Source organism: Acidovorax sp. GW458-11-26-14-TSB4, from assembly GCF_059423865.1.
This window is the reverse complement of sequence record NZ_JBWKYR010000002.1, coordinates 223,463-249,978: the sequence shown is the minus strand read 5'-3', so window position 1 is coordinate 249,978 and position 26,516 is coordinate 223,463. Positions and strand designations below refer to the sequence as shown.

Genomic DNA, 26,516 nt, shown 5'->3' with positions numbered 1-26,516 from the left:
AGGAAGAAAAAGGCTTCAGACCACGATGGTGTCGAACAGCGAGGCGGGCTCGGCGGGGCGGGTGGTGCGCCGAAAGCCGACTGTAAATGCATTGCCGCCGGTATCGCCGCGCTGGGTCAGGCGCACCAGGCGCTGGTAGCCGATGGAGGCGCCGTGGCGCTGGCACAGCTCGCGGCAGATGTACAAGCCCAGGCCGCTGGAGCGGCTCTCGGAGGAGAAGAAGGGCTCGAACAGATGGCGCTCCACGGACTTGTCCATGGGGGCACCGTCGCTCCAGACCTGCAGGCTGACCTGGCCCGTGACGGTGGTCCGTGTGTTGATGCACAGCGAATCGGGCTCCGTGCCCATGTAGCGCAGGGCATTGTCCAGCAGGTTCACCAGCACGCGGCGCAGGTGTTCGGCATCGAACTCCACCTGGGCATCGCCGGCACTCAGCGCCACCAGGCCGCGCCGCTGGCCCGCATCCTGCCCCTGCCAATCGCTCCAGATCTGGGCCACGGCAGAGTCCAGGTGCAGGGTGGAGGCCGGTGACTGGCTGATCTGGTGCTGCACGCGGGCGATGTCCAGCACCTCCTCTGCAATGCGCGCCAAGCGGTCGGCGTTCTGTTGCACCATGTGCGCCAGGCGCTTCTGGCCCGGGTCTGTGAGGTCTTCTTCGAGCAGTGCGTTGGCCTGGACGATGGCCGCCAGGGGGTTTCTGATCTCGTGCGCGACCGCGGCCGACATGCGGCCCATGGCGGCGAGCTTCTCGGTGCGCAGGCGCGCCTGCATCTCGCGCAGGTCGTGCAGGAACATCACGCACAGCCGCTCGGTTCCGGCCTCGCGGGCCAGGTTGCGCGAGGAGGTGAGCCAGGTGCGTACGTGCAGACCCGTGGGGCTTTCGCCAATGTGCAGCAGATCCGCATCGGCGGTCTGGGGTTGCTCCTGGCGGAAGGTGCGGCGCGCCAGCTTCACCAGCGGATCCCAGGCGGCCGAATGGGTCAGCGAAAACGGCAGCGGGGGCAGGGGCGGCTGCCCCAGCAGTTGCAGCGCGGCCGGGTTGGCATTGCGCACGGTGTCGTTCTCGTCCACGACCAGCACGCCGTCCGTGAGGTTCTGGATCACCAGGGCGCTCACCTGTGTCTGCACGCGCGCCGTCATCTGGCTCTGCTGGGCCACTTCCTGCTCGCGCGCCAGGCGGGTGGCAAGCTGGTGCACCAAGTAGGAGACGATGAAGTAGCCCGTGCCAGTCAGGGCGCTTTGCAGGTAGCGCTGGGGGTCGTCGACTCCGGCGCGTGAGCCCAGCCACGCCAGGCCCAGCAGCATCAGCGTCACACCGGCCGTGGTGCCCAGTGCCAGTGTGAGCGTGCCCAGCACCGCCGCCATCAGGATCGGCAGGCCAAACAGTGGTGTGTAGTTCAGGGCGCCCGAGTGCAGAAGCTGCAGGGCGCAGACCACGGCCAGGTCGACACCGATGGATGGCAACCAGTGCATGCCCGTGCCCGGTGGCGGCGGCCGGTGGCGCGCCAGGATGCGCATCAGGATGGTGGCGGCCAGGTAGGCCACGGTGACTGCCAGCGTGGCCGGGTCCAGCGCCTGGTTGACCGCCTGGCCCAGGGTCTGCAGCAGGACCAGGGCGATGGCGACCATCACCCGTGCGGTCAGGAAGCCCTTCCAAAGGCGCAGGAAAGGCGCGTCCACCGCCGCTGGCAGGTCGTTGCCCGGCGCGCTGTCGGCCATGGCCGTCGTCGGTTCAGGGCTGGCCAAGGCGCAGGTGCTCCAGGCTGCAGTAGGTGCTCTCCCCCTGGGTCTGGGCCTCGGCGCGCGGCACATGCACGCCGCAGTGCGCGCAGGCCACCATGTCCTGGGGCAGGGCGGGAGGGCGGGCCGGGCCGGGCCGGGCTTGCCTGGGCGCGGCGCGGTTGTTGCGCCAGATGCCGATGGCCACCACCAGCACCACCAGCAGAACGAGGTACTTCATGCGCTGCGCCCCAGGATGACCTCGAGCACGAAACGCGAACCCACATAGGCCAGCAGCAGCAGGCCGGCCCCGGCATAGAGCACGCCCACGGCGGTGCGCCCGCGCCAGCCAAAGCGCGCACGGCCCAGCAGCAGTGTGGCAAACGTGAACCAGGCCATCAGCGAGAAGATCGCCTTGTGGTCCCAGCGCCAGGCCCGGCCATAGAGCGCATCGCCGAACAGCCAGCCGGCCAGCAGCGTGGCGGTGAGCAGCACGAAGCCGGCCGCCACGAAACGGAAGGTCAGCCGCTCCAGCGTGAGCAGCGGGATGCCGCTGTGCGGGTCTTCGGCCTGGCGGATGTGGCGCTCGGCGCGCGTCATCAGCCAGGCATGCACCACCGCGGCGCCGAACAGGCCGTAGCAGGCGATGCCCAGCGCCAGGTGCAGCGGCAGCCAGGCCGAGGCCGTCACATGCAGCGGCTGGCCCGGGAACACCAGGGCCAGCACGATGGCCAGCGCGCCCAGCACCGCCAGCACCCAGCGCGCCTGCATCTGGGGGAACAGCTGCTTTTCGACCGCGTACACCGTGAGCACCAGCCAGGCCGTCATCGACAGGGCCGGCGCAAAGCCGAAGCGCGGCGCCTCGTTCCACAGCCCCAGCACCAGGGTGGCGCCATGCAGCAACCATGCGACCAGCAGGGCGTTGCGCATGCCCGCCGCCCCCAGGCGCGACGCCGCGGCCGCGGGCATGGCATAGGCCGCCGCTGCGGCAAGCGCGAGCAGCCAACCCATGGGAGAAGCACTGGGTAAAATCATGGGCACAGTTTAGTTGCCTTTCGCTTCACCGCCAGCGCCCTGGCGGGCCCACCCGTGCCAATCGCCGTGGGCAACACCGGAACAATCCCTATGGCCTCCGCCCTTACCGACAAACTCACGCGCCTCGTCAAGGAGATGCGCGGCCAGGCCCGCATCACCGAATCCAACGTGCAGGACATGCTGCGCGAGGTGCGCATGGCCCTGCTCGAAGCCGACGTGGCCCTGCCCGTCGTGCGGGATTTCATCGCCCGTGTCAAGGAAAAGGCCTTGGGCCAGGAGGTGCTGGGCTCGCTCAAGCCGGGCCAGACCCTGGTTTCCATCGTCAACCGCGAACTCGCCGCCACCATGGGCGAGGGCATCTCCGACATCAACCTGGCCGCCCAGCCGCCCGCCGTGATCCTGATGGCCGGCCTGCAGGGCGCCGGCAAGACCACCACCACCGCCAAGCTGGCCAAGCACCTGATCGAAAAGCGCAAGAAGAAGGTGCTCACCGTCTCGGGCGACGTCTACCGCCCGGCGGCCATCGAGCAGCTCAAGACGGTGACGAAGCAGGCCGGCGCCGAGTGGTTCCCGAGCACCCCCGAGCAGAAGCCGCTGGATATCGCCCATGCCGCGCTCGACTATGCCAAGAAGCACTACTTCGACGTGCTGCTGGTCGACACCGCGGGCCGCCTGGCCATCGACGAAGCCCTGATGAAGGAAATCAAGGACCTGCACGCCGCGCTGAACCCGGTGGAAACCCTGTTCGTGGTCGATGCGATGCAGGGCCAGGACGCGATCAACACGGCCAAGGCATTCAAGGAAGCCCTGCCCCTCACCGGCATCGTGCTGACCAAGCTCGATGGCGACTCGCGCGGCGGCGCGGCCCTGTCCGTGCGCCAGATCACCGGCGCGCCGATCAAGTTCGCCGGTGTGTCCGAAAAGCTCGACGGCCTGGAAGTGTTCGACGCAGAGCGCCATGCGGGCCGCATCCTGGGCATGGGCGACATCGTGGCGCTGGTGGAGCAGGTCACGGCGGGCGTGGACATCGAGGCCGCGCAAAAGCTCGCCGCCAAGGTCAAGAGCGGTGACGGCTTCGACCTCAACGACTTCCTCGGGCAGCTGCAGCAGATGAAGCAGATGGGCGGCCTGTCCAGCCTCATGGACAAGCTGCCGGCCCAGTTCACCGCCAAGGCCGGTGCCGTGGACATGGACAAGGCCGAGAAGGACATCAAGCGCAAGGAAGGCATCATCCAGAGCATGACCCCGCTGGAGCGCCGCAAGCCCGAACTCATCAAGGCCACGCGCAAGAAGCGCATCGCCGGTGGCGCCGGCGTGCAGGTCCAGGAGGTCAACCGCCTGCTCAAGGAATTCGAGCAGATGCAGGACATGATGAAGAAGATGAAGGGCGGCGGCCTGATGAAGATGATGAAGAAGATGGGCGGCATGAAGGGCCTCGGGGGCGGCGGCATGCCCAAGATGCCGTTCTGACCGCGGCCTTCGATCCCCCACAGCCCTGAATGAGCGCAGACAGCGCTCTTCAGGGTTTTTTCATGGGCGGTGGCGGCAGCGGCCAGGGTAGCCAGTGCCAGGGGTGGTCGCGGTTGGCCACCCATTGCGCCACGTCCTCTTCGGTGAAGGCCAGGCCCAGGCTGTCGGCGCGCGAATGCGCCACCCATTGCCGGCGGCCGCGCGCGCAGGCGCTGCCGAAATCCTGCCAACTGTGGAAGCAGTCGGCCGCACGCTGCGCGTTGTGGTGCAGGATCTGCCATTGCGTGGCCTCGTCCAGCCAGCCCAGCAGGGCGGCGGTGCGGGTGGCGAAGGCCACGCGTGCACAGGCCAGGGCCATGGCGTCGCGCGTGGCATCGTCGGGGCGCAGGGCATCCAGGCCCATGCGGAACCAGCGTTCGCGCCACTGCCCGGGCAGGGCGGCCCGGATCTGGTCTTCGGCCATGTCGCTGCGCAGGCCCATCAGGTGCAGCAAGGCCGGGCGCAGCGACTGCTGCAGCGGCTCGGACAGGTGCGGCATGCGCGCATCGGCAAAGCCCCCCTGGATGCGCGCGAAGGCCATGGGGTCGGCCAGCGCCAGGGTCCAGTTCCAGTGTGCGTCCAGTACGTACTGGCGGCGCAGGCGCGGCCGCCCGTACCAGCGCAGGAAGGGCCCCAGCATCCACAGCAGCAGCCGCCAGGCCAGCCAGCCCACCAGGCCGACCCCCAGCGCGATGAGCAGCCAGGCGATCATGGCGCTGCTCGCTCCGTGGCCGGCGAGCCCCCTGCCTCCAGTGCCGCGGCCACGGAAGCCGCCAGCGGCAGGCCCTGCAGCAGTGCGGGGTCGCGCGCCGCCACCAGCCACTGCACCAGCGGCGAGGGGGCGGGCAACTCGCGCACCAGCGCGGGCCGGGCCTGCACCAGGCGCAGCTGGTCCTGCTCGTGCACCACGTGGCGCACGGCGCACCAGCCCTGGGCCGTGCGCACGATGCCCATCTGCAGTGCATCGGGGGGCGCATCCTCGCAGGTGGACAACTGGTTGAGCAGTGCCAGCACCTCGCCCTGGTAACGTTCGATGGGCGGGCGGTTCTGCTTGCCCTTGATCTGGTCGATGGCCAGGCGGCCATCCTCGCGCACATGGGCGCTGATCGTGATGTGCGGCACGTGGCTGGCCGTGCGGTAGGAAAACAGGCGCATGCGCCCCTGTTCGCAGGCCTTGGCATAGTGCTCGCCGTAGCCGCCGGCCAGGCTGCGCCGGCTCGCGAACTGGCCCAGGCAGTGGCGCATCATCTGGCTCTCGTAGGCCATCTCCGCGCGCAGGTGCGCGCTGTCCGGCCGGAACTCGATGAAATGGCCCTGCTCGCCCTGCCACACCAGGGCCACGGCATCGGCTTCGTGCTCGCGCCAGCCGGCGGCGGCCTTGGCCTCGTAGGCCGCATGTTCTTCGGCCCACAGGGCCAGCGCCTGCGGCGCGGTCACGCGCTGCAGCTTGCCCTGCAGCGCCGTGCCCTCGCGCGACAGCAGGAACTCCACAAGCCGGGCCTCCAGCGCCAGCACCGCTTCGGCCTCGGGGTCGATCCACCACAGGGGAATTGCCGGCACGGGCGCATGGCGCGCTGGGGTCTCGCCCAGCCGCGCCAGTGCCCAGGGCGGAACCGGGGCCGGCTTGAGCAGGGCCTGTGCCTGCTCGCGCTGCGTGACGGCCTGCACCGCCGGTGCCGGCGCCTGCAGGTTGCCCACCACATGCCGGTAGAAGTGGTTGAGCAGCCAGGCGCGCACCTCTTCGGGGTCGCTGCGCTCGCTGGATCGCCGATCGATGGCGCTGCGGATGGCGGGGGCATTGACCACGTCGCGCGCGCCGTAGGTGCCGCGTGCGGCGGCGCCAGGCGCCATTACCAGAGCTTCCACCAGGGCTTGCCGGCTGCCATGGCCTTCTTGCAACTGGCGATGTCGTCGCGCGCGTAGCCGGCCTGCTCGGCGTCGCTCTCGTCGCCCGGGCGCACCATTTTGAGCGACTCCTGGTAGAGCGCCATCGCCTGTTCGTAGTGCTTGGTGTTCTCGTACACGTTGCCGGCAAGGCGCCGCACGCCGGGCAGCGCATTGGCTTGCACGCGCGGCATCACGCGCGTGAGCCGCGCCAGCGCGTCGGCCGGCTGCGACCACGCCAGGTTGCGCAGCATGACCATCAGGGTCCCGAGGTAGTCGTCTTCGTTTTCGGCCTGGTCGTCGCGGTCCAGGCCGTTCCACCATTCATCCAGGCGCTGCAGCCAGATGTCGATCTCGTTGTCGCGGTCCAGCTCGTAGAGTGCGCGGCACACGCTCTTGAAGTAGCCCGTGGGATCGTGGCGCCCGTAGCCGTGGTCCAGCGCGTAGTGCCACAGCATGTCGGCCGCCGCAATGAGCTCGGCCTTGCGTTCCGATGCCGAGTAGCAGGACACGAGGCCGTTGTGGTGCTCCGCGAAGGGGCTGGTGGCCAGGCCCTTGTGGTGCAGTTCGATGGCCTTGTCGTACTCCTTGAGGTTCCAGCGGTAGTAGATGGCCAGGTTGTTGCACAGCATGGAGTAGACATGCACGTCGCCATCGCGGAACCAGCCTTCACCGGTGGCGAAGAAGGCCTCGAAATGCAGCACGGCGGCCTCGTAGTAGCGGGCCTTGAGGGTGTCGATGTCCTGCTCGGGCCAGTCCTCGTCGCTGCTGGCGCCGCAAGCCTGCTGCAGGTGGAAGTCCAGCCATACGCCGAGGTTGTAGCACCAGCCGGCTGCGGGCGAGGCCGCAAACGGCTGTTGCAGCGCCTTGGTGACGCCATGCACCTTGACCCGGCTGACCCACAGCGCCTGCAGCAGGTCGGGCGCAGCCATGGCGGGCTCGCGCGCTGCCGTCTCCAGCAGCGGCAGGGCGCGCCCGTGGTCACCGGCGGCAAACAGGCGCAGTCCGTCCAGGCAGGCCAGCGCCGGATGCTCTGGCGCGGCGCGGCGCACCTGCGCGAGGTGGTGATCGATGAAGGCGGCGGGGTCTTGCGGGTCTCCTACCAAGCCGGCGTCGTTCATGGCGGCGCTGGCCAGTGCCAGGTGCCAGCCGGGGTGGGGCGTGGCGCCCCGGGCCAGGTGCGCCTTCATCTGCGCAAGCGCCACAGTGCAGGCATGCTGCGTCGAGCCGGGGCGCTGGCTGCTGGCGCTCTCGAAGGCCAACTCTGCCGCGTCGTCCAGCCGGCCGGCTTCGAGCAGCAGGTCGAGCACGAAGATGCTGAAGTCGTCCTGCTGGTCATTGGTCAGGCCGAAGCGGCCCTGCCTGGCCTGGGCCAGGGCTTCGTCGATCCGGCCCTGGCGCTGCAGGGCCCGGGCCTGCAGGCGGGCACGGCGCACCGAGACATCGCGCTGCAGCGGCCGGGCGAGGTCGGCGGGCATGCGCGCCGGGATCTGCTGCACGATGGTCGCGATGCTCGTGGGGTCCAGCGCCACGAACTGCTCGCCCAGCTTCAACCAGTCCTCGTGGTCCACGTCCTGCCCGGGGGCGGCGTTGTGCAACTGGTCCATGGCCTGCTGCACCAGTTGCCGTGCCAGCGCCGCGTTGCCTTCGGCGGCCGCCACTTCGGCCAGGCGCGTGGCCTGCACCGCCTCGTCCCAGGCGCGGTAGGCCGAGCGCTCGGGCTGCACCACCTGCAGCGCATAGCGGGCGGCCACACAGCGGCGCCACACCCCAAAATCCTGGCTGCGCTCGGCCTGGCCAGCCAGGTGCTCCCAGGCCCGGTCGGACTGCTGGTCCAGCGGCGGCTGGGCCAGCAGGCGCGCCATGCCGTCGAGCGCCTGGTGCAGCAGCGCGGCCTGCTCGGGCAAGGCGCGCAAGGCCTGGGTGCGCGCGAAGCCTGCGTGCACCTGCGCGTCGTGGCGCTCGGCGGCAGGCAGCTCGTCCACCAGGGCGCTGGCATGGGTGTCGATGGCCTGCAGGGCCTGCGCCGGCTGGCCGGCCTGCATCCACAGCTGGTGCACGCGGTGCAGCACGTCCAGCGAACCGGGCTGCAGAGGCTGCAGGCCCAGCATGTCGGCCAGGGCCTGCGTGCGCCGTGCATGGGCGGCCTCCTCGCTCTCGCCCTGGCCGTCTGCTCCGCTCTCATCTTCTTCACTGGCCTCGAACAGGGCCTCGGCTTCGTCCAGGTAGGCATCGAGCAAGGGGCCGGACAGCGGGGGGGTGTGCAGGATCGGGGCGGTGGCAGTCAGCATGGTGGGGGGCGAAAGAAGAGGGGGAAGGAGAAGGCCGGGCGGTACGCCCGGCATGCAGGCGTGCGGGTGTTTACTGCAGCCAGTCCTTGAGCGGCTGGCCGGCCCAGGCCTTGGCTTCGTCACCGACGAAGACCTGGGGCTTGGAGGCCGGCAGCTTGCGGCGCTTTTCCTGCGCGGCGATGGATTTCTGGGCTTCGCCCATCCAGTCGGTGACCGACAGCTTCTCGGCCCCCTCCTGGCCGAACAGGGCTTCGGCGAACGGGGTGTTGTTGCCGGTGTACTGGCAGCGGAACGAGGTGCCGCGCACATCGGTAGCGGTCAGCACCACCCGGTTCGGCGCCTTCAGCGGCTCGATGAAGGCGCCGCTGTAGCAGGCGGACAGCACCACCAGCGTGGGCACCTTGGCCAGGGGGGCCAGGGCATCGCTGAGGATCCGCGGTGTGATGGGTTGCTGGTTCTTGCCGCCGGCGTTGATGTTGAGCAGGCCGGGGTTGGCGTGGGTGGAGATGAACAGCAGCACACGGTCGCGCGGGCGCGCCACCTCGGCCGTCTTGGCCATCACCAGCGCAAAGTTCTCGGCCGTGGCCTGGGGCCAGTCGGCGCTCTGGTCCTTGGCCGGGTTGGCCAGCTTGAGCATCAGAGCATTGGGGTCGATCCCGCTGACCAGCTTCTCGGCCAGCAGCACGTCGTTGCGAAAGGCCTTGGACTGTGAGTGCATCGCAAAGCCGGCAAAGATGATGCGGCCCGGCGGCTCGGCCGGAGGTGGCGGCTCAGGGGCGGCCTGGGGCGCGGGGGGCGGGGTCTCTGCCACCGGCGCAGGGGGGGCAGCGCAGCCCGCGGCGGCCAGGGCCAATGCGATGGCACTGGCGTGGAAGAAGCGCCGCGTGGCGGCGCCGGGATTCATGAGCGATGGCATGGACAAGAGTTCCACAGGAAAGCAGACAGGGATGAAACCGCAGCGCCAGGCGCGGCGGGTTTCCGAAGCGTGCGTATCCTACGGGAGCGCCATGGCGTGTCCACCGCCTTTTTGGGTGACTGACGGAAGCTCTGGTTCCGTTGTCATCCTTTCACTGAAAGCCTTGAATGCTCTCCAATTGGTAGCAAAAAACAAAAAGCCGGTGCATGCACCGGCTTCGTGTTTCTGTGGCTTTTTTCACAGTTTCATCATGCGGCGCGCAGCGCGGGCTGTGACAGGCGGCTGGCATGCAGCCAGGCGCGGCGCAGTACCGGGGGCGACCACGACTCCTCGGGGATCAGCAGCAGGCGCTGGGCGCGCAAGGTCTTGCCCAGGGCGATCTGGCTGGTCAGCACCGCCAGTGGAATGGCCAGTGCCAGTGGCAGGCCCACGGGCATGAGCCACAGCAGGGCGCTGCCGTCGACGAAGGCCACGCCCAGGGCCAGCAGTGCGATCACGGCCGTCATCGGGGCCAGCTGGCGCGTGGCCTGGCCCCAGGGAACGGCATTCGCTTCGCGGGGCGGCGACTTCCACTGCAGCTCCAGGCCGGTGATGGCCAGCAGCACGAACAGCGAGTGGGCCAGCATGCGCACGGGCGCCTGCAGGATGGCCAGCACGCTTTCGGCCATGGCGCTCTTGACGAGGCTCCAGCCACCGCCGTACTGCGCCTGCTCCTTGCGCATGAACACGGCGGTCACACCCAGGATGCGCGGCAGGAACAGCATGGACACCGTCCAGCCCCACAGGCCCAGCAGCTCGGCCGGCAGGATGTGCCAGTTGGCCACCACCGGTGCGCCCGACAGCCACAGTGCCGTGCCCAGCGTCAGAAAAGCCAGCCACAGCGGGGCCGACAGGTAGGCCATGGCGCCAGTCACGAACATCGAGCGGTGCACCGCATGGATGCCGGGCTCGGCCATCAGGCGGGCGTTCTGCAGGTTGCCCTGGCACCAGCGGCGGTCGCGCTGCAGCTCGGCCAACAGGTCCGGCGGCTGCTGCTCGTAGCTGCCGACCAGGTCGGACACCAGCCACACGTGGTAGCCGGCGCGGCGCATCAGAGCGGCCTCGACGAAGTCGTGCGACATGATGCCGCCCGACATGCCGCCCTTGCCCGGGATGGGCGCCAGCGCGCAGTGCTGCATGAACGGCTCCATCCGGATGATGGCGTTGTGGCCCCAGTAGTGCGACTCGCCCAGCTGCCAGTACTGCATGCCCAGCGTGAACAGGCGGCCGGTGACGCGCGAGGCGAACTGCTGTGCGCGTGCGTGCAGCGTGACGTGGCCGATGGCCTGCGTCGCGGTCTGGATGATGCCGGCGCTGGGGTTGGCCTCCATCAGCTTGGCCATGGAGACGATGCAGTCGCCGCTCATCACGCTGTCGGCATCGAGCACCACCATGTAGCGGTAGTCCTTGCCCCAGCGGCGGCAGAAGTCGGCCACATTGCCGGCCTTGCGGTGGCTGCGGCGCGTGCGCAGGCGGTAGTACACCTGAACCTGGGGCTGCTGGGCATGCTCGGCCAGCGCGGTGCGCAGGTCTTCCCACGCGGCACGCTCGGCCTTGGCGATCTCGGGGTCGTAGCTGTCGGACAGCACGAACACGTCGAAGGTCGTGCCGTGGCCCGTGGCGGCCACCGACTCGCAGGTGGCACGCAGCCCTGCGAACACGGTGGCCACATCCTCGTTGCAGATCGGCATGATGATGGCCGTGCGCGCATCGGGCGCCAGCGTGTGCGAGGCCACGCTTTTCGCCGACAGCGCATGCCTGTCGCCGCGCACCATGACCCAGAAACCCATCATCCCGGTCATGAAGCCGGTGACGACCCAGGCCGAGAGCAGGGCGAACAGCGCCATCTGGCCATAGCCCAGCCAGGCGTTGTCGTAGTCGGGCTGCACGCCGGCGAACAGCGTGGTGGCCAGCGTGGTGGAGAGCACCGTCAGCAGCGCGAAGGTCCAGCGGCGGCGCTGGGCCGCGCCTTGCCAGGCCTCGGCCTGCGCGGGTGCCGCCGGGCCCTGGCCGCCCCGGCCGGTCAGGCGCGACAGCACGGCGGTGCCGATGCTGTTCCAGAAGCCGCGCCAGGGCAGCGGCGGCATGGAGCCGCGGTTGAGCGGCGGTGCCGTCACGGAGTTGGGGTGCCGCTCCTCGCGCAGCGGACTGCGGGGCTTGCGGCTGGCGCCATGCAGCGCCACCACGACGGCACCGTTGTCTTGGGAAGCCTGGGCTTCCGACAGGCTTACTCGGGAAGAATGATGTGCGTCCATGTTTCGCTCACAGCGTTGTTGTCGTGTTGAAGGAAGGCGCGCAGCTCGATCGGGCGATCGGTCTGCTGGCGCTGCACGCGCACGGTCATGCGCCACTGCCCGGTGGCAGGGTTGCGGTAGGCCGCGTTTTCGAGAATCTTTCCGTTGGCATCGGCCGTGACCACGGCCTTCACGGTGGCATCGGCCGGCAGGGCCGCGAGGGCCGGGCCGTTGAAATCGACCACGTACTGCACCTGGCGGCGCAGCACCTCGGCGCTCTGCTTGGTAAAGCCCATGCCGCGGCGCGACTGCGTGACCCAGCTGCCCGGTGGGCGCTGCTGCTCGTCACCCTGCCAGGCCAGCTCGTACGCAAACTCCATCGGCGTGCCGGGCGCAGGCAGCTTGGCGGGCACCCAGTAGGCGACGATGTTGTCGTGCGTTTCATCAGGCGTGTTGTTCTGCACCAACTCCACGCGGCCCGGGCCCCAGTCGTGCAGGGGACGCACCCAAGCGCTCGGGCGACGTTCGTAGCGGGCTTCCACGTCCTCGTAGCTGGCCCACTGGCGGTCGCGCTGCATCAGGCCGAAGCCCTTGGGGTTGGTGGTCGCGAACGAGGTCACCAGGGTGTTGCCCGGGTTCTGCAGCGGGCGCCACAGCCATTCGCCTTCACCGGTGGCGACCATCAGGCCGTCGGAGTCGTGCACCTCGGGGCGGAAGTCCTGCTTGCGCGGCTGGTTCTCGCCAAAGAAGAACATGCTGGTCAGCGGGGCCACGCCCAGCGTGCCGATGGGCTTGGCCGCATTGCCGCGCACGAAAACCCGGGCCCGCACGGTGGTCACTGTCTGTGCGCCGGGGCGGATGTCGAAGCGGTAAGCCCCGGTGGCACGCGGCGAATCGAGCAGCGCGAACACGGTGACCTGGGCGGCCTTGGCGTCGGGCTTCACGAGCCAGAAGTCGGTGAAACGCGGGAACTCCTCACCCGTGCCGCCCACGGTGTCGATGGCCATGCCGCGTGCCGACAGGCCATACTGCTGGCCCGCGCCGAGCGCGCGGAAGTAGCTTGCGCCCTGGAACACGGCCAGCTCGTCCTTGTACTCGGGCGAATTGAGGTGGTTGTGTATGCGAAAGCCCGCAAAGCCCAGGTCGCCCCAGGCCTGGGGCTGCACGGTGTTCTTGCCGTAGTCGAAGTCGGCGCGGCTGTAGGTGATGTCACGCGTGCCGGTGGCGGTGATCTCGTGGATGCGCACCGGCTGGGTCTGGTACAGGCCCAGATGGAAGAACATCGCCTCGAAGGGCAGCTTCTCGGCGCGCCACAGCGCGCGCTCGGGCTTGTAGCGGATATCGCGCACCTGGTCGTAGTCCAGTTTGGCGAGGTCGGCCGGCAGCTTGTCGCTGGCAGCAACAAAGGGCTTCTCGGCGCGCTCGCGCGCCAGCTTCGTCAGGCTCTCGAAGTCGAACGCCTGCGCTTGCGCCACGCCCGCCACCAGCGAGGCTGACAGCGCCAGCGCGGCAGTAGAACTGCGGCGCAGGGTGCGTGAAAGGGAAGGAAATTCAGCGTACATGCCAGCATATAGGGCAAACCCTGTGCCAGCTTGAAAAAACGCTTGTATATCAATGGCTTAGGCGCGATTCGGCCTGTAAGCAGATGTGCGGTGCAGCAAAACAGCCTGAAAACCCCGGTTTTTGTCGCCGGATGGCGACAAGGGATTGGCCGGCGGTGGCCAATTCCTTTGAAATCAACGACTTACTCCTGTCGCTCATCGGCGACGTCGTCGCCCAGCCCCTCGTCTGGACCTGCATCGCTCTTGAAGTGCCCGGGCGTCAGCGCGTGCTTTTGCAGCAGGCGGTAGAACTCCGTGCGGTTGCGCTGCGCCAGGCGTGCGGCGTCGGCCACGTTGCCGTCGGTCATCTTGAGCAGGCCCACCAGGTACTCGCGCTCGAAGCGCTGGCGTGCATCGGCAAAGCTCAGCACCTGGGCCGAGGGAATGCGCAGTGCACGCTGCACCAGGGTCAGTGGCACCAGCGGCGTGGTGGACAGCGCGCACACCTGCTCGACCACGTTGAACAGCTGGCGCACGTTGCCGGGCCAGGCGGCGGTGGTCAGGGCCTTGAGCGCCTCGGGTGCAAAGCCCGACAGGCGCTTGTCGTACTTGCGCGCCAGCCGGTCCAGGAAGTGGTTGGCCAGCAGGGGGATGTCCTCGCGCCGTTCGGCCAGCGTGGGCAGGGCCAGCGTCACCACGTTGAGCCGGTAGTACAGGTCCTCGCGGAACTGGGCCGTGGCCATGGCGGCCTCCAGGTCGCGGTGCGTGGCCGAGATGATGCGCACGTTGATGGGCGTGGACTGGCTCGACCCCACGGGGCGCACGGCCCGCTCCTGCAGCACGCGCAAGAGCTTGACCTGCAGGGCCGGCGGCATGTCGCCGATCTCGTCGAGCAGCAGGGTGCCGCCTTCGGCCGCCTGGAACAGGCCCTTGTGGTTGCTGGTCGCATCGGTGAACGCGCCCTTGACGTGGCCGAACAGCTCGGATTCGAGCAGCGCCTCGGGGATGGCCCCGCAGTTGACCGCCACGAAGGGCCGGGCGGCGCGCGGGCTGGCGCGGTGGATGGCCTGGGCCAGCAGCTCCTTGCCGGCGCCGCTGTCGCCCAGCAGCAGCACGCTGGCGTCCGACTGGGCGACCATGTAGGCCTCGGCCAGCAACTCGGTCATGCGGTTGGAGCGGCTCACGATCTCGGCGCGCCAGGCCTCGTTGGCATGGGCCTGGGCCACGACGGGGGCACTCAGCGCCAGGGCCTCACCGATCTTCTGGAGCAAGTCCTTGCCGTCGTAGGGCTTGGTCAGGTAGGTGAACACGCCGCGCGAGGTGGCCTCCACCGCATCCGGAATGGTGCCGTGTGCGGTCAGCAAAATCACGGGCAGCGAGGGGTGGCGCTCGCGCACCTCGTCGAACAGGGCCAGCCCGTCCTTGCCGGGCAGGCGCACGTCGCTGAGCACCAGCTGCGGCCGCGCCATCTCGAGCTGGGCCAGCGCGGCTTCGGCCGAGCCGACGGCAATCACCTCGTAGCCCGCGCCCTTCAGGCGCAGCGAGAGCAGGCGCAGCATGTCGGCGTCGTCATCGACCACCAGGATGCGCTGCTGTGCCGTGGCAGAAGCGCCGGAGGATGGTTTGTTCGAGGTGGGCATGGTTTCAGCGGGCCTCGCTGGCGGCCGGGGCCGGTGGCCGGGCGGTCATGCTGCGCTCGATGGCGCGCACCGCTTCCAGGCGCTCGTTGAGCTGGTCGGTGCGGCGCTGGGCGTCGCGCAACTGTTGCGCCTGGCGCTCCAGTTGTTCCTCCAGCCGGCGCTGCTGCAGCAATCGGCCTTCCAGCAGTCGGGCCAGGGGGTGCAGGGGCTGGGCGGTCGCATCGCTGTTCCCCAGCAGGCGCTGCACCAGCGCCAGGGCGCGCGCCGTATCCACGGGCTGGCGCGTCTGCGCCAGGGCCAGCGCCAGGTTCAACGGGTTGGCGGCCAGGGTGTCCTCGGCCTCGCCCAGGCGCGCGATCTCGCGCGTGAGCTCGGCCGGCGGCATGCGCTGCACGCGCTCGGCATAGGCCAGCGCCAGGCCCACCTGCGATACCTCGGGCGCGGGGGGCGCGGCCGGCGCAGCGGGCTGCGGTGCGGGCTCGGCGGGAGGTGCCGCAGGCAGCGGCGCGGGCACCACCACGGCCACCGGGGCGGGTGGCGAACGCGGCGGCGCGGGGCTGGTGCAGCCGGCCAGTAGCGCGGCCGGCGCCAGCACCAGCGTGCCGATCTGGCGCCAGGTTGCGCGGGTGGGTGACGGGCTAGGAGGCATGGGGCAATTCGATGCGAAAGAAGGAACGGTCGCCATCTTCCACCAGTTCCACCCGGCCCCCGTGGGCGCCGATGTATTCCTGGACGATGGACAGGCCCACCCCGGTGCCGCGCACGGCATCTTCGGGCTGGCGTGCACCGCGGTAGAAGGGCTCGAAGACATGGGCCCGGTCGGCTGGTGCCACGCCCGGGCCCTGGTCGGTGACGTCGATGCGCACCCGCCCCGGCACCCGGGACACGGCCAACCGCACCGTGCCCTGCTTGGGCGAGAAGCGGATGGCATTGGACAGCAGGTTGCCGATGGCCGAGGCGATCTTGTCGCCATCGAGGGCCAGCGACACCGGCGCTCCCTCCACCCGCACCTGCAGGCCACGGGCCTGCCACTGCAGGCGCTGGGATTCGACCTGGGCCTCCAGCAGCGCGATCAGGTCGGTGTCGCGGCGGTGCAGCTGCCGGGCCTCGAAGGCGGCGGCGTTGAAGCGCAGCAGCGCCTCGATCTCGTTTTGCAGCACCAGGGTGTTGTGGTGCAGGATCTGCGCGACTTCCTGCTGCCCGGGATTGAGTTCGCCGGTCACGCCGTCCTGCAGCAGGGCCACGCCTTCGCGCATGGAGGCCAGGGGCGTCTTCAATTCGTGCGACACATGGCGCAAAAAGCGCGCCTTGTCCGAGTCGAGTTCCAAAAGGCGCAGGCGCAGCCATTCGAGCTGCAGGCCCACGCGCCGAACGTCGGCCGGGCCGCTGATCTGGATGGGCTGCTCCAGGTCGTTCTCGCCCAGCAGGCGGATCGCGCCTTCGAGCCGCTTGAACGGGCGCGCCAGCCAGATGCCGAAGGACAGGGCCAGCACCAGCGCCAGCACGATCACGCCCACCACCTGGTGCGTGACCTCGCGGCGGCTGGCATCGACCTTGGCCTGCAGGGAGCTGTTGCGCCCGGCATTGAGTTCCTGCACGGCCTGCACGATGGCATTGTTCAGTGTGTCCAGCGCCACGAACTCCTCGGCCACGGCGCGCTCGTTCTCCAGCGACACGGCGGCCGGCACCGCCATCAGCGATTGCACGGTGGCCAGGTGGGCGCGCCACTGCGCCACATGCTTGGCGGCCAGGCCGCCGTCCTGCAACTGCTGCAGGGTCTGCTGAGCCTCGCGCGCGATGTCGTCGAAGCCCTTGCGCAACTGCGCATCGCCCAGCACCAGCGACTGGCGCGCGGCCCGCTCCATGATCTGCCCGCGCTGGCCCAGGGCCTGGGCCGCAGCGCTAAGGCGTGTAGCCTGCACGGCGCCCTCGCGGCTTTGCACCATGAGCTGCTCCAGCGAGTACAGGGCCCCCAGCGAACTGGCGCCCAGCAGCCCGGCGATCAGCAAAAAGGCCAGCAACAGCAGTTGCTGGAACGACAGCCCGTGCAGCCGGTTCCTGCCAGGGGCGGCTGCGGGGGCTGTGCTGGTGTCTGCCATCAAGGCTGCCGTGGCCTCAGGCCGTGAGGGTTTCGTGGGTCACAACCTTGCCGCGCAGGGTGTAGGCCTTGGCCTCGGTGATGGCCACGTCCACCATCTGACCCACCAGGCGCGGCTGGCCCACGAAGTTGACCACGCGGTTGCACTCGGTGCGGCCCATGAGCTCGGTGGCGTCGCGCTTGGAGGCGCCTTCCACCAGGATGCGCTGCACCGTGCCCACGCGGCTTTCGCTGATGGACTTGATGTTGGCGTTGATGACCGACTGCAGGTGCTGCAGGCGGCGCAGTTTCACGTCGTGCGGCGTGTCGTCGTGCAGGCCGGCGGCGGGCGTGCCGGGGCGCGGGCTGAAGATGAAGCTGAAGCTGTTGTCGAAGTGGATGTCGTCGATCAGCTTCATCATCTTGTTGAAGTCGTCCTCGGTCTCGCCGGGGAAGCCGACGATAAAGTCGCTGCTCATGGCCAGGTCGGGGCGGATGGCGCGCAGTTTGCGCACCGTGCTCTTGTATTCCATGGCCGTGTAGCCGCGCTTCATGGCCATCAGGATGCGGTCGCTGCCGTGCTGCACCGGCAGGTGCAGGTGGTTGACCAGCTTGGGAATGCTGGCGTAGGCCGCGATCAGGCGCGGCGTGAACTCGTTGGGGTGGCTGGTGGTGTAGCGGATGCGCTCGATGCCGGGGATCTCGGCCACGTATTCGAGCAGCAGCGCGAAGTCGGCGATCTCGGCCGTGCCGCCCATCTTGCCCAGGTAGGCGTTTACGTTTTGGCCCAGCAGCGTGATCTCTTTCACGCCCTGGTCGGCCAGGCCTGCTACTTCGACCAGCACGTCGTCGAAGGGGCGGCTCACTTCCTCGCCGCGGGTGTAGGGCACCACGCAGTAGCTGCAGTACTTGCTGCAGCCTTCCATGATGGAGACGAAGGCGCTCGCGCCCTCCACCCGTGCCGGGGGCAGGTGGTCGAACTTCTCGATCTCGGGGAAGCTGATGTCCACCTGTGGGCGGTCCAGCCGCTCGCGCTGGTTCAGCAATTCGGGCAGGCGGTGCAGGGTCTGGGGGCCGAACACCACGTCCACGTAGGGCGCGCGCTTGATGATCTCGGCGCCCTCCTGGCTGGCCACGCAGCCGCCCACGCCGATCTTCACGCCGCGCGCCTTCAGGTGCTTGAAGCGGCCCAGATCGCTGAACACCTTCTCCTGCGCCTTCTCGCGCACCGAGCAGGTGTTGAACAGGATCAGGTCGGCTTCTTCCGCGTTCTGCGTGGGCTCGTAGCCCTGGGCGGCATGGAGCACGTCGGCCATCTTGTCCGAGTCGTACTCGTTCATCTGGCAGCCGAAGGTTTTGATGAAGACTTTTTTGGCCATGGCAGTCAATCTCGTGTCCGAATGGGGATGCGGCGGCACGCGTGGGGCGTCCGCAGAGGTGGACGGGCGGGACGGCTGAGCGCGTCCCGCCAGTACCGGGCTTATTTCTTGACCGGATCCGACTCGGTGCGGAAGTTGAACTGGATGGTGTCCGAGCCCTTGCGGGCCTGGGCGGCCTCGCCCTCGGTCAGGATCCAGGCGGACAGCAGCATGCCCGTGCTGTTTTCGACCAGGTAGTTCACCTTGAAGGTCTGGCCCTGCACCGTGTGCAGCATGACCAGCGTGTTCTGTGGCGAGAACAGGCGCATGCCTGGCGCCATGCGGATGGGGTTGCCATTGAGGGTGGCCTGCGAACCGGCCAGCACGGTCAGGTTGCCGCGCAGCGAGGCGTCTGGGAAGTTGCGCATTTCACCCATGCCGCCGGGCACCTGTTGGGCCTGCGCCGGGGCGGCAGCGCACAGCAGGGCAGCCAGGCCGGCAATGGCCAGGGCTCGGCTGGTTTTGGAAGTCAGGGCAGGGGTGCAGCGTTTCATGGTGTGTATCCAGAGGCTGTAGGACAGGGTGGGAGCACAATTTTACGGGCCGATGCATGGGCAAAGGCCTTTTGGAACAAGCGCTTACCGTGCACAGCGTGCATCGAAACAACGCCCGTGCCAAGAAAAAACCCGCTGTGCCTGGGCGCAGCGGGTTTTCGAGTTTGGTGGTGGTAGGTGGACTTGAACCACCGACATCAGCATTATGAATGCTGCGCTCTAACCAACTGAGCTATACCACCGCAAGACTGAAATTATAGAACAAAAATCATTGGTGTGTAAAGTTCGCTGCGCGCTTGTTCACGAAGGCGTCCATGCCTTCCTTCTGGTCCTGGGTGGAGAACAGGGCGTGGAACAGTCGGCGCTCGAACATCACGCCGTCCGACAGGCTGCCTTCGAAGGCGCGGTTCACCGATTCCTTGGCGGCCATCACGGCGATCTGTGAGAAGCCCGCGATGATGAGGGCCGCGCCCAGGGCCTCCTCGGCCAGCTTGTCGTAGGGCACGACGCGGCTCACCAAGCCGGCGCGCTCGGCCTCGGTGGCGTCCATCATGCGGCCCGTGAGGGCCATGTCCATGGCCTTGGACTTGCCCACGGCACGCGGCAGGCGCTGCGTGCCGCCGGCGCCGGGGATCACGCCGAGCTTGATCTCGGGCTGGCCGAACTTGGCGTTGTCGGCCGCGATGATGAAGTCGCACATCATCGCCAGCTCGCAGCCGCCGCCCAGGGCGAAGCCGCTCACGGCGGCGATCACGGGCTTGCGGATGGCGCGGATGGTCTCCCAGTTGCGCGTGATGTAGTCGCCCTTGTAGGTGTCGGCAAAGCTGTACTTGGCCATGGCGCCGATGTCGGCGCCAGCGGCAAAGGCACGTTCGCTGCCGGTCACGATGATGCAGCCGATCTTCTCGTCGGCGTCGAAGGCCTTGAGTGCTTCGCCCAGCTCGTTCATCAGCTGGTCGTTGAGGGCATTGAGCTGCTTGGGGCGGTTCAGCGTGACGATGCCGACCTTCTCGGCTTCGGTGCGCACTTCGATGGTTTCGTAGGCCATGGGATCCAATCTCCTGGGTTTTTGTCTCGGTGGACGACTATACCCAAGCGCCGGTGAACGTGCCGGGTGCCACCATCAACCCAGCCACCGGCCCACGGAGCCGCTGTTGGTGATGGACAGGCTCACGGTGTCCGGCTGGCCACCCTTGCGCTCACCCGCATCGGGCGGCAGCACCAGGGGCAGCTGCAGCAGGCGGCCGTCGCGCGCCACCACGGCCACCAGCTTGTGCTCGGTGCCGGCATAGAAGGCTACGTCGTCGAGCTTCTGCACGCGCCAGCCCTGGCCGTCCACCAGCACGCCCAGCCATTCGTCGCCGGCCGCGAGCCCGGCCTTCTCGGCGGCACCGCCGCGCAGCACGGTCTTGACCTGCACGCTGTGGTTCTCCGCAACCCGCATGCCCAGGCGCTGGGCCAGCTGCGGGCGCTCGGCCTTGAGCAGCACGCCGTGCGCGGCCAGCAGGTCGGCCAGGGGCAGCTCGTCCGTGCCGTGCACCCAGGCCTCGATCTCTTCGTCGAACGGGCGGTGTGCCAGCTCGCGCAGCACCTCGCGCAGGTCGGATTCCGACATGGGGCCGCCTTCGGTGCGCTTCCACAGCGCGCGCATCACGTCGTCCAGCGTCGCCTTGGAATGGTGGCGCAGCGCCAGGTCCAGGCACAGGCCCACGAGCGAGCCCTTGGTGTAGTAGCTCACCGTGGAGTTGGGGGTGTTCTCGTCCTGGCGGTAGTACTTGACCCAGGCGTCGAAACTGGCCTGGGCCACGCTCTGCACATGGCGCCCGGGGGTCTGCAGCACCTGGTTGATGGTCTTGGTGATCAGGCGCAGGTAGGCGGCGTCGTCGATCAGGCCCGCGCGGCGCAGCAGCAGGTCGTCGTAATAGCTCGTGAAGCCTTCGAAGAACCACAGCAGGTTGGTGTAGTTCTCCTGGCTGTAGTCGTAGCGGGCCAGCTCGGCGGGGCGCAGGCGCTTGACGTTCCAGGTGTGGAAATACTCGTGGCTGATCAGCCCCAGCAAGGTGGTGTAGCCATCGCTGGCGCGCGCCTCGCCCTGGCGCGGCAGGTCGCGGCGGCCGCAGATGAGTGCGGTGGAGTTGATGTGCTCCAGCCCGCCGTAGCTGTCGCCCACGGCGTTGAGCATGAACAGGTAGCTCTTGAACGGGGCCTTGCCCTTGTCGCCATGCCAGAAGGCCATGGCCGTCTCGCAGATCTTCTGCGTGTCGGCCAGCAGGCGCTTGCCGTCGAACGAGGGCGCCGCCCCCGCCACCACGAAGCGGTGGGCCACGCCGCCAGCGGTGAAGCGGCCACTCCAGAAGGTGCCCATCTCCACCGGGCAGTCCACCAGTTCGTCGTAGTGCGCGGCGGTGTAGATGCCAAAGCCCGCCTTGTCGGTGGCCAGTGCGGAGAGGCCGGTGGCCACCGACCAGTGCGCGGTGGCGGCCGTGGCGGCCACCTCCAGTGTGTGCTCGCCATCTTCCTGGCCATGCACGCGCAGGCACAGGCTAGTGCCGTTGAAGAAGCCGCGTGCCGCATCCAGCCAGGCGGTGCGCACCGAGTTGTCGTAGGCGCAGACCTGGTAGCTCAGCACCAGGGGATGGCCGGGCCGGCATTCCACCTGCCAGCGGTTCTTTTCCAGCTGGACCAGGGGCAGCGTGCGCCGGCCCTGGCGGGCCTGCAGCTGCTGCAGGTTCTTGGAAAACTCGCGCACCAGGTAGCTGCCGGGGATCCACACCGGCAGCGACAGCTCCTGTTGCTCGGCAGGGGCCGCGACCGTGAGGGTGACCGAGAACAGGCGGGCGTTCAGGTCGGCCGGCTCGACGCGGTAATGGACGGATGCGTGGTTCGTGTCTTCGGTGCGCTGGGTGGCCATGGGCGGTGCTTTGCGTGGCGCGGGGCCGGCTTCTCAGGGGCATGGGCCGGCCCGCAGGGGGCTATCAGTTCGTTGTGGGCGTGTCGGCAGCGGCTTCCGCCAGGCGCTTTTCCACCTCCTGCGCGCCGATGGCGCCCGGCACGCGGATGCCGTCGGCAAAGATCAGGGTCGGGGTGCCGGTGATCTTGTGCTTCTTGCCGAACGCCAGGTTGCGCTGCAGCGCGGTGGTGTCGCAGCTGGCGGCTGCCGGGGCCTTGTCACGCACCATCATGTCCTGCCAGGCGGTCACCTTGTCCTTGGCGCACCAGACGTTGCGCGACTTCTCGGCCGAGTCGGGGCTCAGGATGGGGTACAGGAACAGGTACACCGTCACGTTGTCCACCTTCTGCAGGTCGCGCTCGAATCGCTTGCAATAGCCGCAGTTCGGGTCTTCGAACACCGCCACCTTGCGCTTGCCGTCGCCGCGCACGATGGTGAAGGCGTCCTTGACCGGCAGGGCCGAGAAGTCCACCGCCGAGAGTTTGTTGATGCGGTCTTCCGTCAGGTTGCGCCGCGCCTTGGTGTCGATCAGCTCGCCCTGGATCAGGTAGTTGCCCTTGGCGTCGGTGTAGAACACATCGGTGCCGATGCGCACCTCGTACAGGCCCTGCATGGCCGTGGGGCTGATCTCGTCGATCTGCTTCATCTGCGGGATGCGTTCGGCCAGGGTCTTGCGGATGGCCGCTTCCTGGGCCATGGCCGACAGGCCCAGCAGGGCCAGCGCGGTGCCGGCGAGCATGGTGGAAATCAGTTTCATGGTGTTCTCGTTCGCTTGGATGCGACGGGGTGGTCTTGGTTGTAGCCAGGTTGTTAGTGGATTCCCATGGCCTGTCGGGCCACGAAATGCTTGATCGGTCCGCTGTGCTCAAAGCCCTTCATGCCCCAGTTGCGCAGCGCCTGCCACGGGCCTTCCTGGCGTGCGAACAGCTGCTGCAGCCCGTCGGTGGCCAGGCCCATCGGCAGCAGCGCGGTCTTGCGCTCGCGCTCGTAGCGGCGCAGCAGCTTCAGATCGGCCACGCTGCGCCAGTAATCGCGGCCGTGCAGCAAGCCGGCCAATGCCTGGGCATCGGCCAGCCCCAAATTCAGGCCCTGGCCCGCGAGCGGGTGCACGGTGTGCGCCGCATCGCCGGCCAGCACAAAGCTGCGCGCCAGCTTGCCCTTGGGCGGCAGGGCGCCGCACCAGCGGTCGGCCCGGGCCTGCTGCAGAGGCCAGGCAGCGCGCTCACCGGCCAGCTGCAGGCGGCCCAGCGTGCGCTGGCTCGCCGCCTCCAGGCGCTGCGTGAATTCTTCGGGGGCCAGCGCCAGCAAATCCGGCACCTGCTCCTTCTGCACAGACCACACCACGGCCACGGAGTTCCCCTCGGGCCCGCCCAGGGGCAGAAAAGCCAGGATGCCGTCGGGCAAGAACCACTGGCGCGCCACCTGGCCGTGCGGCTGCTCGCACACCAGGCGGGTGGCAATGGCGTGCTGGTCGTAGGGCGTGGCTTCGAAATCCACGCCGAATTCGGCGCGCGTCTGGCTGGCGCGGCCCTCGCAGACCACCGTGAGCGTGGCCTCGGCCGGGGCATCGAGTGTCTCCACCTGGGGCTGGTAGCGCACGGCCTCGGCCAGCCGGGCTTCCAGGGCCGGCACGTCCACGATCCAGGCCAGCGCCTCCACGCCCTGCGCCTGCGCGTCGAAGCACACCGCGCCGCCCTGGTCGCCCGCCACCTGCATGGAGCGCACGGCCGTGGCATGGGCGGTGTCGGGCCAGCTGCGCAGGCCTTCGAGCAACTGGCGCGAGGCCAGGTTCAGCGCATAGGCGCGCACATCGGAGTGGCCGCCCGTCGCCGGGGCCGGGCCGGCCACCAGGGCCACCCGCAGGCGCTCGCGCGCCAGCAGCAGGGCCAGGGTGCGGCCCACGATGCCCGCGCCACGAATACAGATATCAAAGGTTTGCGCCATGCAGCCCATTGTAGAAGCCGGGGCATGGCCCTGGGCGCAGTGCAAAATTGCGGACATTTCCCTGCACTACCCTTTTCCAGGAGCGCCGCGCGTGAGCTTCAGCACCGAGTCCGACCTGTCGGGCACCATTGCCCGCCTGTTTGTCTACCCCATCAAGTCCTGCGCCGGCATCGAGGTGCAGGAAGCCCTGCTCACCGACACCGGCCTGGACCTGGACCGCGCCTGGATGGTCGTGGACCCCAAGGGCCAGTTCATCACCCAGCGCGAGCGGCCGCGCATGGCGCTGATCCGCCCCCAGCTCAAAAGCGACGAAATGGTGCTGCGCGCCCCCGGCATGCTGGCGCTGCACGTGGGTATCGACGTGGTCGAGCAGCCCATGACCGTGACGGTCTGGCGCGACACCGTGGCTGCCTGGGACATGGGCGCCGTGGCCGCCCAGTGGTTCACCGACTTCCTGGGAACGCCCTGCCGCCTGGTGCGCTTCGACCCCGAGGTGAAGCGCCTGTCCAGCATGGACTGGACGGGCGGTGTGGAAGCCCCGAACCAGTTCGCCGACGGCTTTCCCGTGCTGGTGGCCAGCCAGGCCTCCATCGACCTGCTCAACGAGCGCCTGGCCGCGGCAGGCCACGCCCCCGTGGGTATCGAGCGCTTTCGCCCCAACGTGGTGCTCGCCGGTGTGGAGGCCCACGACGAAGACCGCGTGGACCAGGTGCGCATCGAGGCGGCCGACGGCGAGGTGCACCTGCAGCACGTCAAACCCTGTGCGCGCTGCCCCATCCCCGACATCGACCCATCCACCGCGCAAAGCAGCCCCGAGGTGGGCGATGCCCTGCGCGGCTACCGCCAGGACAAGCGCCTGGATGGCGCCATCACCTTCGGTATGAATGCCATCGTGGTGGAAGGGGCCGGCCGCATGCTGCGCGTGGGCCAGCGCATGGCAGCGGATCTGCGCTTCGACTGAGGGTTTGAACCGGCCCGCAAAGGAGTGCCATCGGCGGCCCGGTAAAATCGGCGGTTTGTCTCCCGAATTCCAGAAAGCCCTGCCATGAGCCTCCAATGCGGCATCGTGGGCCTGCCCAACGTCGGCAAGTCCACCCTCTTCAACGCGCTGACCAAGGCCGGCATCGCCGCCGAGAACTACCCGTTCTGCACCATCGAGCCCAACACCGGCGTGGTCGAGGTGCCCGATCCCCGCCTGCAGAAGCTGGCCGGCATCGTCGGGCCCGAGCGCATTGTGCCGGCCATCGTCGAGTTCGTGGACATCGCCGGCCTGGTGGCGGGCGCCTCCAAGGGCGAAGGCCTGGGCAACCAGTTCCTGGCCCACATCCGCGAGACGGATGCCATCGTCAACGTGGTGCGCTGCTTCGAAGACCCCAACGTGATCCACGTGGCCGGCCGGGTCGACCCCATCGCCGACATCGAGGTCATCCAGACCGAACTGTGCCTGGCCGATCTGGCCACTGTGGAAAAGGCGCTCAACCGCTACAGCAAGGCCGCCAAGTCGGGCAACGACAAGGAGGCGGCCAAGATCGTCGCGCTGCTCACGCCTATCCAGGCCGCACTCGACCAAGGCAAGCCCGCGCGCAGCATCACGGTGAGCAAGGAAGACGCGCCCCTGCTCAAGCAGTTCTGCCTGATCACCGCCAAGCCCGCGATGTTCGTGGGCAATGTGAGCGAAGATGGCTTCGAGAACAACCCGCTGCTTGATCGCCTGAAGGAATACGCTGCCGCCCAGGGCGCGCCCGTGGTCGCCATCTGCGCCAAGATCGAGGCCGAGATGGCCGAGATGAGCGACGAAGACCGCGACATGTTCCTGCAGGAGATGGGCCTCGAAGAACCCGGCCTGAACCGTCTGATCCGCGCCGGCTTCAGCCTGCTGGGCCTGCAGACCTACTTCACGGCCGGCGTGAAGGAAGTGCGCGCCTGGACCATCCACATCGGCGACACGGCGCCCCAGGCGGCCGGCGTGATCCACGGCGACTTCGAGCGCGGCTTCATCCGAGCCCAGACCATCGGTTTTGACGACTACATCGCCTACAAGGGCGAGCAGGGCGCCAAGGATGCGGGCAAGATGCGCGCCGAAGGCAAGGAGTATGTGGTCAAGGACGGCGACGTGCTGAACTTCCTCTTCAACGTCTGACGCGTTGCTGTCAGGGCAGGGTCCTGGCGACGCTTCATTGGGCCTGCAGGCTGGAGAGGCGGCTCCTGACGATCTCCAGCTTCACCCTCTGGGCCAGAGGGCGGTTGAAGGCCCGGGTCCTGATGCCCTCGGCGATGGGGCGGGTGCCCATGTAGGCAATGGACAACCCCGACTCCCGCTCGGCGGCCTTTTTCTCGCTGAAGTCGTAGGGAAAGGCCTCGCAGTACCGGTGGAAGCCCGAGAACAGAGGCCAGCCCAGCAAGCCCGGCAACTGCATGCGCGTGCCCGTGCCCATGAGCCGCTTGAACAGCACGGCTGCGTTGTCGGGGTTGCGCGTGGCATTGCTGTAGGCGCGGGCGCCCACGCATGTGTTGCCCCGCCGGTCGATGAAGATGGCGGAGGGCATGACATCGTCGGGCCCGAAATCGCCCAGGTTCAAGGCCGATGCCGCCATGCCGGGGTCGTAAGGCTGCCCTTCCACATTGACCAGCGTGAGACCGCTCGACCCCAGGATCTCCTCGCGCTTTTTCTGGAAATAACGCAGTTGCTTGAGATGGCGTCCCGAATCTCCCGCATCCAGCTTGCTGGCCAGTTTGCCGAACAGCCGTGAAAACCGCCAACTTTCGACGGCGAGCAGCGATTGTTCCGCCCGCGCATTGTCGTAAGCTTGTCGTGCCAAGGTGTC

At 68.4% G+C, this 26,516-nt stretch carries 22 protein-coding genes and 1 tRNA gene; 3 read left to right on the top strand and 20 right to left on the bottom strand.

Going from position 1 to position 26,516, the window contains the following annotated elements; translation table 11 throughout:
* Window positions 1-15: 15 nt before the first annotated feature.
* From AC07X5_RS07635 to AC07X5_RS07625, 3 genes are read right to left on the bottom strand one after another with little or no spacing between them, the layout of a single operon-like run.
* Window positions 16-1,719, bottom strand: a complete 1,704-nt coding sequence (locus tag AC07X5_RS07635; protein ID WP_494769779.1) for a sensor histidine kinase — start codon at window positions 1,717-1,719, stop codon at window positions 16-18.
* A 13-nt stretch (window positions 1,720-1,732) separates the two neighbouring features.
* Window positions 1,733-1,960: a PP0621 family protein gene (locus AC07X5_RS07630; protein WP_494769639.1), complete on the bottom strand. Its 228-nt coding sequence runs from the start codon at window positions 1,958-1,960 to the stop codon at window positions 1,733-1,735.
* Complete coding sequence (locus tag AC07X5_RS07625; RefSeq protein ID WP_409958992.1) at window positions 1,957-2,754, bottom strand: cytochrome C assembly family protein; 798 nt, start codon at window positions 2,752-2,754, stop codon at window positions 1,957-1,959. Before AC07X5_RS07625 ends, AC07X5_RS07630 begins: the two co-directional genes overlap by 4 nt.
* A gap of 90 nt (window positions 2,755-2,844) precedes the next feature.
* Between AC07X5_RS07625 and ffh the strand changes: the two genes are divergently transcribed.
* On the top strand, window positions 2,845-4,224 hold the full coding sequence (gene ffh, locus AC07X5_RS07620) for a signal recognition particle protein (protein WP_494769638.1): 1,380 nt from the start codon (window positions 2,845-2,847) through the stop codon (window positions 4,222-4,224).
* 49 nt (window positions 4,225-4,273) lie between these two features.
* Here ffh and AC07X5_RS07615 read toward each other — a convergent pair whose 3' ends face one another.
* From AC07X5_RS07615 to AC07X5_RS07540, 16 genes are all read right to left on the bottom strand, one after another.
* A complete protein-coding gene (locus tag AC07X5_RS07615) occupies window positions 4,274-4,975 on the bottom strand; it encodes a DUF1266 domain-containing protein (RefSeq protein ID WP_494769637.1) in 702 nt (233 codons plus the stop codon).
* Entirely contained in the window at window positions 4,972-6,114 is a 1,143-nt protein-coding gene (locus AC07X5_RS07610) for a hypothetical protein (protein WP_494769636.1), read from the bottom strand. Before AC07X5_RS07610 ends, AC07X5_RS07615 begins: the two co-directional genes overlap by 4 nt.
* Complete coding sequence (locus tag AC07X5_RS07605) at window positions 6,114-8,438, bottom strand: hypothetical protein (RefSeq protein WP_494769635.1); 2,325 nt, start codon at window positions 8,436-8,438, stop codon at window positions 6,114-6,116. The genes AC07X5_RS07610 and AC07X5_RS07605 overlap by 1 nt, the downstream gene beginning before the upstream one ends.
* 70 nt (window positions 8,439-8,508) lie before the next feature.
* Entirely contained in the window at window positions 8,509-9,354 is an 846-nt protein-coding gene (locus AC07X5_RS07600) for a C13 family peptidase (protein WP_494769634.1), read from the bottom strand.
* 248 nt (window positions 9,355-9,602) lie between these two features.
* Window positions 9,603-11,648 carry a glucans biosynthesis glucosyltransferase MdoH gene (gene mdoH, locus AC07X5_RS07595; protein ID WP_494769633.1) on the bottom strand — a complete coding sequence of 682 codons (2,046 nt, stop codon included), beginning with the start codon at window positions 11,646-11,648 and terminating at the stop codon, window positions 9,603-9,605.
* Window positions 11,621-13,189, bottom strand: coding sequence for a glucan biosynthesis protein G (locus AC07X5_RS07590; protein ID WP_494769632.1), 1,569 nt, complete (start codon window positions 13,187-13,189; stop codon window positions 11,621-11,623). The genes mdoH and AC07X5_RS07590 overlap by 28 nt, the downstream gene beginning before the upstream one ends.
* Window positions 13,190-13,371: 182 nt before the next feature.
* Window positions 13,372-14,808 (bottom strand): sigma 54-interacting transcriptional regulator, encoded by a 1,437-nt coding sequence (locus AC07X5_RS07585; RefSeq protein ID WP_409954551.1) that lies wholly within the window; start codon window positions 14,806-14,808, stop codon window positions 13,372-13,374.
* Window positions 14,809-14,812: 4 nt separating this feature from the next.
* Window positions 14,813-15,457 carry a hypothetical protein gene (locus AC07X5_RS07580; protein ID WP_494769631.1) on the bottom strand — a complete coding sequence of 215 codons (645 nt, stop codon included), beginning with the start codon at window positions 15,455-15,457 and terminating at the stop codon, window positions 14,813-14,815.
* Window positions 15,447-16,907, bottom strand: coding sequence for an ATP-binding protein (locus tag AC07X5_RS07575; RefSeq protein ID WP_494769630.1), 1,461 nt, complete (start codon window positions 16,905-16,907; stop codon window positions 15,447-15,449). The genes AC07X5_RS07580 and AC07X5_RS07575 overlap by 11 nt, the downstream gene beginning before the upstream one ends.
* 16 nt (window positions 16,908-16,923) lie before the next feature.
* Window positions 16,924-18,264 carry a tRNA (N6-isopentenyl adenosine(37)-C2)-methylthiotransferase MiaB gene (miaB, locus tag AC07X5_RS07570; protein ID WP_494769629.1) on the bottom strand — a complete coding sequence of 447 codons (1,341 nt, stop codon included), beginning with the start codon at window positions 18,262-18,264 and terminating at the stop codon, window positions 16,924-16,926.
* 101 nt (window positions 18,265-18,365) lie between these two features.
* Complete coding sequence (locus tag AC07X5_RS07565) at window positions 18,366-18,797, bottom strand: hypothetical protein (RefSeq protein WP_494769628.1); 432 nt, start codon at window positions 18,795-18,797, stop codon at window positions 18,366-18,368.
* 165 nt (window positions 18,798-18,962) lie between these two features.
* Window positions 18,963-19,039: transfer RNA gene (locus AC07X5_RS07560), tRNA-Met, on the bottom strand.
* Window positions 19,040-19,065: 26 nt separating this feature from the next.
* Window positions 19,066-19,845 carry an enoyl-CoA hydratase gene (locus AC07X5_RS07555; protein ID WP_184857386.1) on the bottom strand — a complete coding sequence of 260 codons (780 nt, stop codon included), beginning with the start codon at window positions 19,843-19,845 and terminating at the stop codon, window positions 19,066-19,068.
* Window positions 19,846-19,920: 75 nt separating this feature from the next.
* Window positions 19,921-21,708: a M61 family metallopeptidase gene (locus AC07X5_RS07550; protein ID WP_494769627.1), complete on the bottom strand. Its 1,788-nt coding sequence runs from the start codon at window positions 21,706-21,708 to the stop codon at window positions 19,921-19,923.
* Window positions 21,709-21,772: 64 nt separating this feature from the next.
* Window positions 21,773-22,504 (bottom strand): DsbC family protein, encoded by a 732-nt coding sequence (locus AC07X5_RS07545; RefSeq protein ID WP_494769626.1) that lies wholly within the window; start codon window positions 22,502-22,504, stop codon window positions 21,773-21,775.
* Window positions 22,505-22,557: 53 nt separating this feature from the next.
* The gene (locus AC07X5_RS07540) at window positions 22,558-23,691 is read right to left on the bottom strand and encodes an FAD-dependent monooxygenase (protein ID WP_409959901.1); all 1,134 of its coding nucleotides are present in this window, start codon (window positions 23,689-23,691) and stop codon (window positions 22,558-22,560) included.
* Between the two features lie 91 nt (window positions 23,692-23,782).
* On the opposite strand from AC07X5_RS07540, the gene AC07X5_RS07535 reads away from it, so the two are divergent.
* Together AC07X5_RS07535 and ychF are read left to right on the top strand one after the other, a co-directional pair.
* Complete coding sequence (locus AC07X5_RS07535) at window positions 23,783-24,652, top strand: MOSC domain-containing protein (RefSeq protein WP_494769625.1); 870 nt, start codon at window positions 23,783-23,785, stop codon at window positions 24,650-24,652.
* Window positions 24,653-24,736: 84 nt separating this feature from the next.
* On the top strand, window positions 24,737-25,831 hold the full coding sequence (gene ychF / locus AC07X5_RS07530) for a redox-regulated ATPase YchF (RefSeq protein ID WP_494769624.1): 1,095 nt from the start codon (window positions 24,737-24,739) through the stop codon (window positions 25,829-25,831).
* Window positions 25,832-25,865: 34 nt separating this feature from the next.
* Here the strand turns inward: ychF and AC07X5_RS07525 are convergent, their stop codons facing one another.
* Window positions 25,866-26,510 carry a hypothetical protein gene (locus AC07X5_RS07525; RefSeq protein ID WP_494769623.1) on the bottom strand — a complete coding sequence of 215 codons (645 nt, stop codon included), beginning with the start codon at window positions 26,508-26,510 and terminating at the stop codon, window positions 25,866-25,868.
* Window positions 26,511-26,516 lie beyond the last annotated feature (6 nt).

Excerpts from the sequence above, each read along its gene's own strand:
- AC07X5_RS07585 (WP_409954551.1), bottom strand. The coding sequence starts at position 14,808 with ATGCCCACCTCGAACAAACCATCCTCCGGCGCTTCTGCCACGGCACAG.
- AC07X5_RS07590 (WP_494769632.1), bottom strand. The coding sequence starts at position 13,189 with ATGTACGCTGAATTTCCTTCCCTTTCACGCACCCTGCGCCGCAGTTCT.
- ychF (WP_494769624.1), top strand. The coding sequence starts at position 24,737 with ATGAGCCTCCAATGCGGCATCGTGGGCCTGCCCAACGTCGGCAAGTCC.
- AC07X5_RS07635 (WP_494769779.1), bottom strand. The coding sequence starts at position 1,719 with ATGGCCGACAGCGCGCCGGGCAACGACCTGCCAGCGGCGGTGGACGCG.
- AC07X5_RS07555 (WP_184857386.1), bottom strand. The coding sequence starts at position 19,845 with ATGGCCTACGAAACCATCGAAGTGCGCACCGAAGCCGAGAAGGTCGGC.
- AC07X5_RS07610 (WP_494769636.1), bottom strand. The coding sequence starts at position 6,114 with ATGGCGCCTGGCGCCGCCGCACGCGGCACCTACGGCGCGCGCGACGTG.
- AC07X5_RS07600 (WP_494769634.1), bottom strand. The coding sequence starts at position 9,354 with ATGCCATCGCTCATGAATCCCGGCGCCGCCACGCGGCGCTTCTTCCAC.
- mdoH (WP_494769633.1), bottom strand. The coding sequence starts at position 11,648 with ATGGACGCACATCATTCTTCCCGAGTAAGCCTGTCGGAAGCCCAGGCT.
- AC07X5_RS07540 (WP_409959901.1), bottom strand. The coding sequence starts at position 23,691 with ATGGCGCAAACCTTTGATATCTGTATTCGTGGCGCGGGCATCGTGGGC.
- AC07X5_RS07615 (WP_494769637.1), bottom strand. The coding sequence starts at position 4,975 with ATGATCGCCTGGCTGCTCATCGCGCTGGGGGTCGGCCTGGTGGGCTGG.
- AC07X5_RS07545 (WP_494769626.1), bottom strand. The coding sequence starts at position 22,504 with ATGAAACTGATTTCCACCATGCTCGCCGGCACCGCGCTGGCCCTGCTG.
- AC07X5_RS07630 (WP_494769639.1), bottom strand. The coding sequence starts at position 1,960 with ATGAAGTACCTCGTTCTGCTGGTGGTGCTGGTGGTGGCCATCGGCATC.
- ffh (WP_494769638.1), top strand. The coding sequence starts at position 2,845 with ATGGCCTCCGCCCTTACCGACAAACTCACGCGCCTCGTCAAGGAGATG.
- AC07X5_RS07565 (WP_494769628.1), bottom strand. The coding sequence starts at position 18,797 with ATGAAACGCTGCACCCCTGCCCTGACTTCCAAAACCAGCCGAGCCCTG.
- AC07X5_RS07575 (WP_494769630.1), bottom strand. The coding sequence starts at position 16,907 with ATGGCAGACACCAGCACAGCCCCCGCAGCCGCCCCTGGCAGGAACCGG.
- AC07X5_RS07605 (WP_494769635.1), bottom strand. The coding sequence starts at position 8,438 with ATGCTGACTGCCACCGCCCCGATCCTGCACACCCCCCCGCTGTCCGGC.
- miaB (WP_494769629.1), bottom strand. The coding sequence starts at position 18,264 with ATGGCCAAAAAAGTCTTCATCAAAACCTTCGGCTGCCAGATGAACGAG.
- AC07X5_RS07550 (WP_494769627.1), bottom strand. The coding sequence starts at position 21,708 with ATGGCCACCCAGCGCACCGAAGACACGAACCACGCATCCGTCCATTAC.
- AC07X5_RS07625 (WP_409958992.1), bottom strand. The coding sequence starts at position 2,754 with ATGATTTTACCCAGTGCTTCTCCCATGGGTTGGCTGCTCGCGCTTGCC.
- AC07X5_RS07580 (WP_494769631.1), bottom strand. The coding sequence starts at position 15,457 with ATGCCTCCTAGCCCGTCACCCACCCGCGCAACCTGGCGCCAGATCGGC.